The organism is Sphingomonas sp. J344 (assembly GCF_024700005.1).
In the GTDB taxonomy this organism is placed as follows: domain Bacteria; phylum Pseudomonadota; class Alphaproteobacteria; order Sphingomonadales; family Sphingomonadaceae; genus Sphingomonas.
Window position 1 is genome coordinate 2,766,698 of sequence record NZ_JAJONB010000001.1, and the last position, 12,077, is coordinate 2,778,774.

At 67.5% G+C, this 12,077-nt stretch carries 10 protein-coding genes and 2 pseudogenes; all 12 read left to right on the forward strand.

The genetic code is table 11. The features are described from left to right. Nucleotides 1–70: 70 nt before the first annotated feature. A complete protein-coding gene (locus LRS12_RS14050; RefSeq protein WP_374581043.1) occupies nucleotides 71–1,177 on the forward strand; it encodes an FtsW/RodA/SpoVE family cell cycle protein in 1,107 nt (368 codons plus the stop codon). Next, nucleotides 1,174–2,338 (forward strand): annotated as a pseudogene (murG, locus tag LRS12_RS14055) (undecaprenyldiphospho-muramoylpentapeptide beta-N-acetylglucosaminyltransferase). The gene LRS12_RS14050 and the pseudogene murG overlap by 4 nt, the downstream one beginning before the upstream one ends. Further along, the gene (murC, locus tag LRS12_RS14060; protein WP_257845077.1) at nucleotides 2,335–3,765 is read left to right on the forward strand and encodes a UDP-N-acetylmuramate--L-alanine ligase; all 1,431 of its coding nucleotides are present in this window, start codon (nucleotides 2,335–2,337) and stop codon (nucleotides 3,763–3,765) included. Before murG ends, murC begins: the two are co-directional and overlap by 4 nt. Further along, the gene (locus LRS12_RS14065; protein ID WP_257845078.1) at nucleotides 3,762–3,956 is read left to right on the forward strand and encodes a hypothetical protein; all 195 of its coding nucleotides are present in this window, start codon (nucleotides 3,762–3,764) and stop codon (nucleotides 3,954–3,956) included. Before murC ends, LRS12_RS14065 begins: the two co-directional genes overlap by 4 nt. Then, nucleotides 3,953–4,864: a UDP-N-acetylmuramate dehydrogenase gene (gene murB, locus LRS12_RS14070; RefSeq protein ID WP_257845079.1), complete on the forward strand. Its 912-nt coding sequence runs from the start codon at nucleotides 3,953–3,955 to the stop codon at nucleotides 4,862–4,864. Before LRS12_RS14065 ends, murB begins: the two co-directional genes overlap by 4 nt. Beyond that, nucleotides 4,861–5,361 (forward strand): DUF4262 domain-containing protein, encoded by a 501-nt coding sequence (locus tag LRS12_RS14075; protein WP_257845080.1) that lies wholly within the window; start codon nucleotides 4,861–4,863, stop codon nucleotides 5,359–5,361. Before murB ends, LRS12_RS14075 begins: the two co-directional genes overlap by 4 nt. 29 nt (nucleotides 5,362–5,390) lie before the next feature. Continuing rightward, nucleotides 5,391–6,297 (forward strand): annotated as a pseudogene (locus tag LRS12_RS14080) (D-alanine--D-alanine ligase). Further along, on the forward strand, nucleotides 6,294–7,205 hold the full coding sequence (locus LRS12_RS14085; protein WP_257845081.1) for a cell division protein FtsQ/DivIB: 912 nt from the start codon (nucleotides 6,294–6,296) through the stop codon (nucleotides 7,203–7,205). The pseudogene LRS12_RS14080 and the gene LRS12_RS14085 overlap by 4 nt, the downstream one beginning before the upstream one ends. A gap of 3 nt (nucleotides 7,206–7,208) precedes the next feature. Further along, on the forward strand, nucleotides 7,209–8,471 hold the full coding sequence (gene ftsA, locus LRS12_RS14090; RefSeq protein WP_257845082.1) for a cell division protein FtsA: 1,263 nt from the start codon (nucleotides 7,209–7,211) through the stop codon (nucleotides 8,469–8,471). A gap of 115 nt (nucleotides 8,472–8,586) precedes the next feature. Further along, a complete protein-coding gene (ftsZ, locus tag LRS12_RS14095) occupies nucleotides 8,587–10,068 on the forward strand; it encodes a cell division protein FtsZ (protein ID WP_257845083.1) in 1,482 nt (493 codons plus the stop codon). Nucleotides 10,069–10,199: 131 nt separating this feature from the next. Beyond that, nucleotides 10,200–10,475, forward strand: a complete 276-nt coding sequence (locus LRS12_RS14100) for a hypothetical protein (protein ID WP_257845084.1) — start codon at nucleotides 10,200–10,202, stop codon at nucleotides 10,473–10,475. A gap of 31 nt (nucleotides 10,476–10,506) precedes the next feature. After that, nucleotides 10,507–12,051, forward strand: coding sequence for an SPOR domain-containing protein (locus tag LRS12_RS14105; RefSeq protein WP_257845085.1), 1,545 nt, complete (start codon nucleotides 10,507–10,509; stop codon nucleotides 12,049–12,051). Nucleotides 12,052–12,077 lie beyond the last annotated feature (26 nt).

Here is a 12,077-nt window from a genome sequence, read left to right on the forward strand (position 1 = left end):
TCGAGGATCAGTTGAGCCGGGGAGCAAGACCCCGCTGGGCCTGTGGTTCTGGGAAATCGACCGCATCCTGTTGCTGCTCGCCTTCCTGCTGATCGGCATCGGGCTGGTCGCGGTGGCGGCGGCGTCGCCGGCGTCGGCGGAGCGCTATTCGGACGCGAGCAAGCAGTTCGCGGCGATGCACTATTTCTGGCGGCAGACGGTGTGGATCTGTCTGTCGATCCCTGTGCTGTTGATCGTGTCGATGTTGCCGGTCGGATTTGCGCGGCGCGGGGCTATTCTGGGCACCGCGATATGCGTGGTGCTGGTCGGCATTGCCGCATTTTTCGGTTCGGAGATCAACGGCGCGCGGCGCTGGATCGGGTTCGGCTTTGCTTCGTTTCAGCCGTCGGAATTCCTGAAGCCGCTCTACATCGTCACCACTGCCTGGCTGTTGTCGATGCGCGCCAAAGACCCGAGCCTGCCGGTGATCCCGGTGACGGGGGTGCTAACCGCAGTGATCGCGGCGTTGCTGATGAAGCAGCCCGATTTCGGCCAGACGGTGATTTTCGGCGCGGTGTGGGTGATTCTGCTGATGCTGTCGGGCATTTCGACCCGCGCGATCGGCGTGCTGGGCGGGGGCGTCGTGGCGGGGGTGGTCGCGGCCTATCTGTTCTACGACACCGCACGCACGCGCATCGACAGCTTCCTGTTCCCCGATCCCGAAAAGGCGGCGGCGGAGCATTACCAGACCGACATGGCGCACGCGGTGCTGACCGGGGGCGGGGCGACCGGCACCGGGCCGGGCGGCGGGACGGTCAAATTCAAGCTGCCCGAGGCGCATACCGATTACATCTTCTCCGTCGTGGGCGAGGAGTTCGGATTGATCGCGTGCATCATCATCGCGCTGATCTACCTCGCCATCGTCGTTCGGGTGCTGATCAAGCTGCTGGACGAGGAGGATGGGTTCCGCCTGCTCGCCTCCGCCGGGCTCGCGGCCCAATTCGGGATTCAGGCGGTGATCAACATGGCCGTGAACACCGGCCTTGCGCCCTCCAAGGGAATGACCTTGCCCTTCATTTCCTATGGCGGATCGTCGATGGTGGCGCTGTCGATCGGGATGGGACTGTTGCTCGCTTTCACGCGACGAAACCCCTATCTCAAGCGCTCAAACTACACGGTGCGGGGTAACAGCAAATGACATCGGGACGGCATTACGTCCTCGCCGCCGGGGGCACCGGTGGACATATGGTTCCCGCCGCTGCACTTGCGGCGGAATTGATGCGGCGTGGTCACAAGGTCGCGCTGCTTTCCGACGAGCGGGGCGTGCGATTCCCGGACCTGTTCGAGGGGATCGAGACGCAGATCGTCCCGGCGTCGCGCTTTGCCGGCGGGCCGCTGGGGTGGTTGCGCGCATTGCGCACCATGGCGAAGGGCCGGGCGCAGGCGCGCAAGCTGTATCGCCAGTTCCGTCCGGCGGCGGTGGTCGCGTTCGGTGGCTATGCGTCGATGCCCGCGCTGTCGGCGGCGTTCGCGATGAAGGTGCCGACCGTCATTCACGAGCAGAATGCCGTGCTGGGCCGGGTCAATCGGCTGGTCGCGGGCAAGGTGGGGGCGATCGCCACCAGCTATGCCGAGGTCGCGCGGCTGAAGCCGGCCTATGCCAAAAAGGTCCATCTGACCGGCAATCCGGTGCGCGAGACGGTTCTGGAGCTGCGGTTGCGGCCCTATCCGCCGCTGGAGGAGGATGGCATTTTCCGCGTGCTGGTCACCGGGGGAAGCCAGGGCGCGTCGGTGCTGAGCCAGGTGGTGCCCGACGGCCTTGCGCTGCTGCCGGTCCACTTCCGCCGCCGGATGCAGGTGACGCATCAGGCGCGGGTCGAGGATATCGACGAGGTGCGCCGCAAATATGCCGAGCATGGCATTCCGGCAGAGATCGCGACCTATCTGCCCGACCTGCCCGAGCGGCTCGCCTGGGCGCATATCGTGATCGCGCGTGCGGGGGGCGTCGACGATATCGGAGCTGACCGCAGCGGGGCGTCCGGCGATCCTCGTGCCGCTGCCGACCGCGACCGACGATCACCAGACCGCGAACGCGCGCGAGATCAGCGCCGCAGGTGGCGCGCGGACAATTCCGCAGCGGGCGTTCACCGCGCAGGAGCTGGCGAAGCAGATCCAGAAACTGGGGCTGGACCCCGAGGGGCTGGCGCACGCCGCGGCGTGCGCACGCAGCGTCGGTCGCCCCGATGCAGTCCGCGACCTGGCGGACCTTGTGGAATCGATCGACGCCGACTGGGCGTCGGCAGGAATGGGACATGCCGAGCCGGTGAAGATCGCGCAGGGCGGGGAGGCGTTTGCGTGAAGGGTGTCGCCAAGGATATCGGCACGATCCATTTCGTCGGCATCGGCGGGATCGGCATGTCGGGCATTGCCGAGGTGATGCACAATCTGGGCTATAAGGTGCAGGGCAGCGACAGTGCCGAGGGCTATGTCGTCGAGGGGCTGCGCAAGCGTGGCATTGCGATCACCATCGGGCAGAGCGCCGACAATCTGGGCGATGCGGCGGTGGTGGTGACCTCGACCGCGATCAAGCGCGACAATCCGGAAGTGCAGGCCGCCTATGCCGCGCGCATCCCGGTGGTGCGGCGCGCGGAGATGCTGGCCGAGCTGATGCGATTGAAGTCCACCGTCGCGGTGGCGGGGACGCATGGCAAGACGACGACGACGAGCATGATCGCGGCGCTGCTGGATGCGGGCGGGATCGACCCGACCGTGATCAATGGGGGCATCATCAACCAGTACGGCTCCAACGCGCGGCTGGGCGACAGCGAGTGGATGGTGGTCGAGGCCGACGAGAGCGACGGCAGCTTCCTGCGGCTCGACGGCACGATCGCGGTCGTGACCAATATCGATCCCGAGCATCTCGACCACTATGGCAGCTTCGAGCGGGCCAAGGATGCCTATGTCGAGTTCGTCGAGAATGTGCCCTTCTACGGCGCGGCGTTGCTGTGCCTCGACCATCCCGAGGTGCAGGCGATCATTCCGCGTGTGCGCGACCGGCGGATCGTGACCTATGGCTTTGCGGCGTCGGCGGATGTGCGCGGGGTCAATGTGACGCCGCATGCCGGGGGCAACAAGTTCGAGGCGATCATTCGCAGCCGCGACGGCACGACGCGGTCGATCGAGGGGATCGACCTGCCGATGCCGGGCCGCCACAACGTCCAGAACGCGCTCGCCGCGATAGGCGTGGCGCTGGAAATGGGCATCGACGACGCGACGATCCAGAACGGCTTTGCCAAGTTCGGCGGGGTGAAGCGGCGCTTCACCAAGGTCGGCGAGATCGGGTTCGAGGGCAAGCTGCCGGCGATCGTGATCGACGATTATGGCCACCACCCGGTCGAAATCCGCGCGGTGCTGTCGGCGGCGCGGGAGAGCGCGCAGGGGCGGGTGATCGCGGTGGTGCAGCCGCATCGTTACTCGCGGCTCGGCAACCTGATGGATGACTTTGCGCAGGCGTTCAACGACGCCGACATGGTGCTGGTGACCCCGGTCTATGCCGCGGGCGAGGCGCCGGTCGAGGGGGTGAGCGGCGCGGCGCTGGTCGAGCGGACGCTGGCGCGCGGGCACCGGCTGGCGGAAAGCGTGGCCGATGCCGATGCGCTCGCGGCGCGGATCGCCGAGGTCGCGCAGCCGGGCGATCTGATCGTGTGCCTGGGCGCTGGCGACATCACCAAATGGGCCGCGGGCCTCGCCGAAGCGGTCGACGCCAAGCGGAGCGTGGCGGCATGAGCGACTGGTTCACCCTCGCGACCGATATGCAGCGCGAAATCCTGCGCGCGCAGAAGGCGCAGATGGACGCGGCGCAGACGATGCTCGACGCGGGCAAGAAGGTGGCCGCGTTGCAGGAGACCGGGGCGAAGGCGGCCGAGGCGAATATGAAGTTCTGGAAGCAATGGGCCGGGCTGTGGGGGGTGAAGTGAGCGCAGCGCTTCTCCCCAAAGTGCGGGGGAAGCTGACCCCCGAAGCGCCGCTGGCCCCTCTGGTCTGGTTCAAGAGCGGCGGGACGGCGGAGTGGCTGTTCGAGCCGGCGGGTGTCGCGGATTTGTGCGACTTCCTGCGCGATCTCGATCCGGCGGTGCCTGTGATGGCGCTGGGGCTGGGGTCGAACCTGATCGTGCGCGATGGCGGGGTGCCGGGCGTGGTGGTGCGGCTGGGCAAGGCGTTTGCCAAGGTTCAGGCCGAGGGTCAGACGCTGACCTGTGGTGGCGGGGCGAGCGGGATTCTGGTGTCCTCAACCGCGCGCGATGCGGGGATTGCGGGCGTCGAGTTTCTGCGGTCTATCCCCGGCACCGTCGGCGGCTTCGTGCGGATGAATGGCGGCGCTTACGGGCGCGAGACCAAGGACGTGCTGGTCGATTGCGAAGTCGTGCTGCGGTCGGGCGAGCGAGTGACGCTGCCGGTCGCGGCGTTGGGTTACACCTATCGTCACTCCGAACTGCCCGAGGGGGCGATCGTGGTGAGCGCGACCTTTCGTGGTGAGCCGGGCGAGCCGGCGGCGATCCAGGCCGAGATGGACCGCATCGCCGCCGCGCGTGAGGCGTCGCAGCCGCTGCGGAGCAAGACAGGTGGGTCGACCTTCAAGAATCCCGAGGGCGACAAGGCGTGGCGGTTGGTCGATGCGGCGGGCTGTCGTGGCCTCACGCGCGGTGGGGCGCAGGTGAGTGAGAAGCATACCAATTTCCTGATCAACACCGGTGATGCGACCAGCGCGGATATCGAAGGGCTGGGGGATGACGTCCGCGCGCGGGTGAAGGCGGCGAGCGGGGTTGACCTTGAGTGGGAGATTCAGCGTGTCGGCGTGGCGGCCCGGAGAGGGGTGCCCCAATGAAGGCGCAATTTCACGGGACCATGAACGCGTTCGAGCAGCAGATTGTTGAGAACGTTGATCGCCATGGTTGTCACATCAACTGGGTGTTCGATGCCGAAGTGCCTGAGCCGCCCTTCGCCTATTCGATCGGCTTCACTAAGACGCTCGGTGTCCCGGAAGTCATTCTTTTTGGACTCCCGCAGGAAACGTGCGGACCGGCGATCAATGCGCTGCTGCAGATGTGCGCGGCGGGCATGAAATTGGAAGAGGGGCAGATCATTCCCGAATTCTTCGGTGAATATGATTGCACCGTCCGCATGGTCCACGAAAGCTGGCTGACCGAGGAGTATTTCGCCTCGGCGCTCTGGTATCATCGGACTCAGATGGGCCAAGCTCTGAGGCATGTTGCGATGATCGTGTGGCCCGACGAGCATCACCGCTTTCCATGGGATGGTGGTTGCGCCGATTGGGTCCGCACAGACCAACCCGCTTTATACAAATCAAAGGTTTCGTTGTGACCATTACCCCCCTCCACGTCGCAGTCCTGATGGGCGGCTGGTCGGCCGAGCGGCCGGTGTCGCTGATGTCGGGTGCGGGGATTGCTGAGGCGCTGGAGTCGCTTGGCCATCGCGTCACGCGGATCGATATGGATCGCGACGTTGCTGCCAAGCTCGCCGAAGCGAAGCCCGATGTCGTGTTCAACGCGCTGCACGGGACGCCGGGCGAGGACGGGACGGTGCAGGGGATGCTCGACCTGATGGGGCTGCGCTATACCCACTCCGGCATGGTCACGTCGGTGATTGCGATCGACAAGGTGCTGACCAAGCAGGCTTTGGTGCCGCATGGCATTCCGATGCCGGGCGGGCAGATCGTGTCGACCGCGTCGCTCTATGAAGCCGATCCGATGCCGCGGCCTTATGTGCTCAAACCCGTCAATGAGGGGGTCGTCGGTCGGCGTGGCGATCGTCACCGCCGAGGGGAATTACGGCAACCCGATCAGCGCCGAGGCCAAGGGGCCGTGGCAGGAGTTTGACGAACTACTCGCCGAGCCGTTCATTCGTGGGCGCGAGCTGACCACGGCGGTGCTGGGCGACAAGGCTTTGCTGGTGACCGAGCTGAAGCCCAAGAGCGGCTTTTACGACTTCGACGCGAAGTACACCGACGGGATGACCGACCATGTCTGTCCGGCGGAAATCCCCGAGGAGATTGCCGAGGCGTGCAAGCAGATCGCGCTCGACGCGCATCGCCTGCTCGGCTGCAAGGGCGCGTCGCGGTCGGACTTCCGCTGGGACGACGAACAGGGGCTGGGCGGGCTGTATCTGCTGGAGGTCAACACCCAGCCGGGGATGACCCCGCTGAGCCTGGTGCCCGAACAGGCCAAGGCGATGGGGATGAGCTATCCGCAGCTGGTGCAGGCGATCGTAGACGAAGCGCTTCGCGAGGAGGCGGGATGAGCCGCAAGCCGACGCCCAAGCGCCCCACGGTCAAGCCCAAGCGCCGCGCGCAAGCGAAGCGCAAGCAGCCGCATCTGCTCGACCGGATGGTCGCGGCGCTGCCGGTGAGCGAGGCGACGCTGCACCGGATCATCGCGTGGAGCATCACCGGCATCGCGGTCGCGTCGCTGATCGGCGTGGCGACGCTGTTCGGCGTGCCCGGCGCGGTCGGCACCGCGCTTGCCGAAGGCGTGGGACAGGCGGGGTTTCGCGTACAGCAGGTCGAGGTGACCGGGATCAAGCGCGCCGACAAGATGACGGTGTACAATTACGCGCTGGACGAGAAGAGCCGCGCGATGCCGCTGGTCGATCTGGACGAGGTACGCGGGCGGCTGATGACGATCGGCTGGGTCGCCGATGCGCGCGTGTCGCGCCGGCTGCCCGATACGCTGGTGGTCGATATCGTCGAGCGCAAGGCGGCGGCGGTGTGGCAGCATCAGGGGCAGTTGATGCTGATCGATGCCGAGGGCGTATTGCTGGAGCCGGTATCGGCAGACGCGATGCCGGATCTGCCGCTGGTCATTGGCGACGGGGCCTATGCGCAGCAGCCGGCGTATCAAAAGCTGCTTGCTGCCGCGCCGGCGCTCAAGCCGCTGGTCAAGGCGGCGACCTGGATTGGCAATCGCCGCTGGGATCTGTCGTTCAACACCGGCGAGCGGCTCGCGTTGCCCGAGGGCGAGGAGGAAGCGGCGAAGGCTTTGGTCAAGTTCGCCGAGCTGGACGGGGCGGATCGACTGCTGGGACGCGGATACCTCCGCTTCGACCTGCGCGATCCGACGCGGCTGGTAGTGCGGATGCCGGGGCAGGTGGTCCGCAAAGAGATTGAATCGGCGGCAGAAACTGCCAGTGTGAATGTGCAGGGGGAATAAGACATGGCCAAGACCGCGCCCGAGGGACTGATTACCGCACTCGATATCGGGTCGTCCAAGGTGTCCGCGCTGATCGCGCAAAAGGGCGATGGCGGCGAGCTCGTCGTGCTCGGCACCGGCCAGCGCGAGAGCCGCGGCGTGCAGCGCGGCTATATCGCCGACATGGCGGCCACCGAGGTCGCGGTGCGCGAGGCAGTCGAACAGGCCGAGCGGATCGCCGGCACCAATATCGAGGATGTCTGGGTCAGCTTCTCCGCCGGGGGGCTGGAGTCCAGCATCCTGCGGCTCGAAGTCGATCTGGGCGGGCATCGCGTCGAACAGTCGGACATTGACGACCTGCTGCGCGCGGGGCGTGAGGCGATCAACCCGGGCGGGCGGATGGTGCTGCACGCGCAGCCGACGCGCTACACGCTGGACGGGCTGGCGGGCGTCAAGCAGCCGCGCGGTCTGCATGCCGAGCGGCTGGGGGTCGATATCCATGTCGTGTCGACCGAGGGGGCACCTGTCCGCAACCTCGACCTGTGCGTCCGCTCGGCGCATCTGGAAGTGCGATCGATCATCGCCGCGCCGGTCGCGACGGGACTTGCCTGTCTGTCCGAGGAGGAGCGCGAGCTGGGCGTGGCGCTGGTCGAGATCGGTGCGGGGGTGACCAATGTCTCGGTCTACAAGGACGGTGTGCTGACCGGCCTGTCGTCGATCCAGCAGGGATCGGCGGACATCACCGACGACATCGCCAGCGCGTTCGGGACGCGGCGCGGACAGGCCGAACGGATGAAATGCTTCTATGGCAGCGCGAACATGACGCCGCGCGACAATCACGACATGATCGACATCGCACCCGCCAGCCTTGAGGAAGAGGGCGAGGGCGCGCGCATCACGCGGGCGCAGCTGATCGCGGTGATCCGCCTGCGGCTCGACCGTCTGATGGCCGAGATTACCAAGGAGCTCGTGCGCCTCAATTTCGAGGAACCGGTGGGGCGGCAGATCGTGCTGACCGGCGGCGGTGCCGAGTTGAAGGGCGTGGCCGATTATGCGCAGCAGGCGCTGGGCCGGTCGGTCCGGGTTGGACGCCCGCGCGGCCTGACCGCTCTGCCCGAGGCACATGCCGGGCCGGCCTTTGCGACGCTGGCAGGGCTGGCGTCGTTCGCTGCCGCCGACCCGGTGGATCTGCGCACGTTGGAGCCGTCGCGCGGCCAATTGGTCGTGCGGAGCAATCCAAAGGCGATGTTGTCGCGGATGATGGCAGCGTTTCGAGCCAATTATTGACATTTCCTGTGGGCGAGCGGCGGATATCGCTGGAACGGCCCACATTCATGGTGCAGAAACAGGGTTACAAACAGGTGTCGCTTCTGGGGTGCGCACCTGAGGAGATACAAAGAAGATGAGCATCGATTTCCTTCCGCCCGACCTGGATGAGCTGACGCCGCGCATCACGGTGATCGGCGTAGGCGGCGCGGGCGGCAACGCCATCGCGAACATGATCCGCGCCGAAGTGCAGGGGGTCGAGTTCCTCGTCGCCAACACCGACGCACAGGCGCTGAAGCAGTCGAGCGCGACGCATCGCATCCAGCTGGGCGCGAAGATCACCCAGGGCCTGGGCGCGGGCAGTCGGCCCGAGATCGGTCGTGCCGCGGCGGAAGAGACGATCGAGCATGTGCAGGAGGCGCTGAAGGGCGCGCATATGTGCTTCATCGCGGCCGGCATGGGCGGCGGCACCGGCACCGGTGCCGCCCCGGTGATCGCCAAGGCTGCGCGCGACATGGGCATCCTGACCGTCGGCGTGGTGACCAAGCCGTTCGCGTTCGAGGGCAAGAAGCGCGCGAATTCGGCGGAAGCGGGCATCGAGGAACTGCAGAAGTTCGTCGATACGCTGATCGTCATTCCAAACCAGAACCTGTTCCTGGTCGCCAATGCCAACACGACGTTCAAGGAAGCGTTCGAGATGGCGGACGAGGTGCTGCAGCAGGGCGTGCGCGGCATCACCGACCTGATGGTCATGCCGGGCCTGATCAACCTCGACTTTGCCGACGTTCGCGCGGTGATGAGCGAGATGGGCAAGGCGATGATGGGCACCGGCGAGGCGAGCGGCGACAGCCGCGCGATCGAGGCGGCGCAGCAGGCGATTGCCAACCCGCTGCTCGACGGCGTGTCGCTCGACGGCGCGAAGGGCGTGATCGTGTCGATCACCGGTGGCGAGGACATGCGCCTGCTCGAGGTCGACGAGGCCGCGAACCATATCCGCGAGCTGGTCGACGACAATGCCAACATCATATGGGGTTCGGCGTTCAACCCCGAGCTGGAGGGCAAGATCCGCGTGTCGGTCGTCGCCACCGGCATAGAGGCGGACGCATCGGCCAAGCCGGCGGCCCCGGCAGCGCCGGAGACCAGCCGCAGCTTCTCGTTCGGCACGGTGCGTCGCCCGATGGGCGCGGCCGCCCCCGCTGTCGAAGAGCCTGTCGCCGCTGCACCGGAGCCGGAGCCCGAGCCCGTTGCCGAAGCGCCTGTGCCGGTGTCATTCGACGATACCGCGCCAGTCGCAGCGGATGAGGACGAACTGACGCTGGAAGCGCCCGATGCGCTGCCCGTGGAGGAATCGGACGAACTGGTGCTCGACTCCGACGCGGTGGTGCCCGAGGAGCCCGTCGAAGCGGCGCCGCGCGAGCCGACGATCCGTCGGCGCTGGCTGACCGGCGGCGACGAGGAAGAGGCCGCAGCGCCTGCGCCGGCCCCGGCCGAAGCGCCCAAGAAGGGCGGCGGCACGCTGTTCGAGCGGATGGCCGCGGCGCGCAACGGTTCGAAGGATGATGACGACAAGGATCCGCTGGACATCCCGCGCTTCCTAAACCGTCAGAACAACCAGTAGTCCGGCCGGGCTCCGCATGGTCGCCATGCGGAGCCCCCGGCATTCTGTCGCGGTTGCGCGTCGGCCCGTCGCCACCCGCCCATGACGACAGCAAGCATTCAGCCCCGGATGGTGTAGGCGGTCGGACCAGCATGACACGCGAAGCCAAACCTTTCCGAATCCCGCTGCTCCTGAGCGCCGCGCTCGCCGCGCTGGCACCTGTGACGGTGCCACACGCGACCGCGCAGGAAGTCGTGCCGCCGCCGACGCCCAATGCCGATCGGCTGGCCGAGCAGATGCGCATCCTTGCCACCGATCCGCGCAACATTCCCGCCCTGCTCGCGGCGGGCGAGCTGAGCGCGCGGCTCAATGATCCGTCGGCGGCGGCCGGCTTTTTTCGCCCGCGCGCAGGCGCTGGCTCCCGGTAATCCGCGCGTCGCGGCGGGGCAGGCGATGGTGATGGTGCGATCCGAGCGGCCCGGCGAGGCGCTGCGGCTGTTTGCGCTGGCCGAGCGCGGCGGGGTCGCGATGGAGCCCTATGCCTCCGATCGCGGCCTGGCCTATGACTTGATCGGCGCGCAGGCGCATGCCCAGCGCGAGCATCGGATTGCGATGGCACGCGACGGCGATGACGAGACCGCGCGCCGCTTCGCCTATTCGCTGGGGATCAGCGGGCGGACCGATGAGGCGATGAAGATCCTCGACCCGCTGCTCCGCCGCAGCGACCGCGCGGCGTGGCGCGCGCGCGCCTTCATCCTGGCGATGAACGGCGATGCAGCGGGTGCGGACAGGATTGCTGCGACGATGATGGGCGGGGTGGGCACTGCGCTCGCCCCATTCTTCCGCCGCTTGCCGACGCTGGCTGCGGCGGACAAGGCGTTCGCGGTGCATTTCGGCGAGCTGCGGCGGACCCCGTCGCGGGTTGCCGACGCGGCGAATGCACCGCCCTTGCCATTCATTGCACCCGAACGTGTGGCGTCCGCGCCGCCTCCGCCTGCGGTACCTGCAGCGACTCCGGCTGCACGGCCCGAGCGGCGGCTGAGCGCTCGCGAGCGGCGGGCACAAGAAGCGGCTGCGGCGAAGCAGGCAGCGGCAGATGCCGAAGCGAAGCGGCTGGCCGATGCGCGGGCTGCGCAGGAGGCGGAGACGCGGCGACAGGCCGAGGCAGCCAGGCTGGCCGAGCAGCAGCGGCTGGAGATGGAGCGCGTTGCGGCGGCACAGCGTCAGGCGGAGGCCGCGCGCCTCGCGGAGGCCGAGCGCGCCGCGCAGGCACAGCGCGAGGCCGACGCCCGCGTCGCGCAGGAACGCGCCGCGCGTGAGGCCGAGGCGCGCCGCGCTGCGGAAGCGGCGACGGCGTCGGCTGCGCAGCCCGCTGCCCCGCCCCCCATTGCAGTAGCGCGTGCGCCTGAGGTTGCGCCTGAGCCCGAACCCGCCCCGACGACTCCATCCGAACCCGCCTCGCGTCCCGCCGCGCCGCGTGTCGGAGCCGAGGACAATGTGATCGCGCGGATCATGGCCGGGATCGTCATTCCTGCGTCCGAGCTGGAAGTCGCGCCCTTGCCCGGTCGCGAGCCGACCCCCGCGCCAGCACCCGCACCTGCCCCGGAAGTGGCGCAGCCCAAATCTGAATCGGTCGCCAAGCCGCCCGCCAAGCCAGCCGCGAAGCCTGCGACCGCCAAAACGGACCCCAAGGCAAAACCCAAGCCCAAGGTCGATCCCGCCAAGGCCGAGCCTGTGCGCCATTGGGTGCAGGTCGCAGGCGGGGCGGATGTCAAGGCGCTCCCAAAGGCGTGGAAGGCGGCGGTGGCCGATGCGCCTGCTGAATTCCGGGGCAAGCAGGCATGGACTACGCCGCTGCGCTTCACCAACCGGTTGCTGGCAGGGCCGTTCAAGACACCGGCAGCGGCGCAGGACTTCGTTAACGCGATCCGCAAAAAGGGTGTCGAGGCCTTTGCCTGGACCAGCGAGGCGGGTCAGAAGATCGAGAAGCTTCCGGTAAATTGATCTATGCGAGCGGCATGTCGATTCGC

Coding starts and splice junctions, on each gene's coding strand:
- LRS12_RS14075 (WP_257845080.1), top strand. CDS start 4,861: ATGAAGGCGCAATTTCACGGGACCATGAACGCGTTCGAGCAGCAGATT.
- LRS12_RS14085 (WP_257845081.1), top strand. CDS start 6,294: ATGAGCCGCAAGCCGACGCCCAAGCGCCCCACGGTCAAGCCCAAGCGC.
- LRS12_RS14105 (WP_257845085.1), top strand. CDS start 10,507: ATGGTGCGATCCGAGCGGCCCGGCGAGGCGCTGCGGCTGTTTGCGCTG.
- ftsA (WP_257845082.1), top strand. CDS start 7,209: ATGGCCAAGACCGCGCCCGAGGGACTGATTACCGCACTCGATATCGGG.
- LRS12_RS14065 (WP_257845078.1), top strand. CDS start 3,762: ATGAGCGACTGGTTCACCCTCGCGACCGATATGCAGCGCGAAATCCTG.
- LRS12_RS14100 (WP_257845084.1), top strand. CDS start 10,200: ATGACACGCGAAGCCAAACCTTTCCGAATCCCGCTGCTCCTGAGCGCC.
- ftsZ (WP_257845083.1), top strand. CDS start 8,587: ATGAGCATCGATTTCCTTCCGCCCGACCTGGATGAGCTGACGCCGCGC.